General features: G+C 43.1%; 1 protein-coding gene. It reads right to left on the bottom strand.

What is annotated here, in order from left to right; genetic code table 11:
* On the bottom strand, positions 1 to 800 hold an 800-nt coding region (locus D8848_RS10640; protein WP_125450674.1), incomplete at both ends, for a DUF1542 domain-containing protein.

The raw sequence follows: 800 nt of genomic DNA, 5'->3' as shown, positions 1-800 counted from the left end.
CGCATCTTTCTTAGCTTTAAGTGCGTCATCTATTGCTTTTTTAGCCGCTGGCTTAGCTACTGGCGTTGGAGTNACTGAGTCTACACTTGTTGCTCCATCATTTTTAGCTTGAGTTACTGCATCATTTGTTGTTGCGTTNTCGATTGCTGTTTTCGCTGCGTCTGCTTTCGCTTTTGCATCTTCCTTAGCTTTTGCTTTCTCTTCAGCTGTTAAGTCGTTGTTCGCATCGATTTCTGCTTCCTTAGCTTTCAGCACATCGTCTATTGCTTTTTTAGCTGCTGGCTTAGCTACCGCTGTTGGAGTGACTGAGTCTACACTTGTTGCCCCATCATTTTTTGCTTGAGTAACTGCATCATTTGTTGTTGCGTTATCGATTGCTGTTTTCGCTGCGTCTGCTTTCGCTTTTGCATCTTCCTTAGCTTTTGCTTTCTCTTCAGCTGTTAAGTCGTTGTTCGCATCGATTGCGTCATTCTTAGCTTTAAGCACATCGTCAATTGCCTTCTTAGCTGCTGGTTTTGCTTGCGCTGTTGGATTTACATTATTTACTTCTGTTGTTCCGTTAGCATTAGCTTGAGTTACTGCATCATTTGTTGTTGCGTTATCGATTGCTGTTTTCGCTGCGTCTGCTTTCGCTTTTGCATCTTCCTTAGCTTTTGCTTTCTCTTCAGCTGTTAAGTCGTTGTTCGCATCGATTTCTGCTTCCTTAGCTTTCAGCACATCGTCTATTGCTTTTTTAGCTGCTGGCTTAGCTACTGGCGTTGGAGTGACTGAGTCTACACTTGTTGCCCCATCATTTTTTG

Origin of the sequence: Streptococcus mitis (assembly GCF_003942775.1) — a bacterium.
GTDB lineage: Bacteria > Bacillota > Bacilli > Lactobacillales > Streptococcaceae > Streptococcus > Streptococcus mitis_CN.
This window is presented reverse-complemented; position numbering and strand designations above follow the sequence as displayed.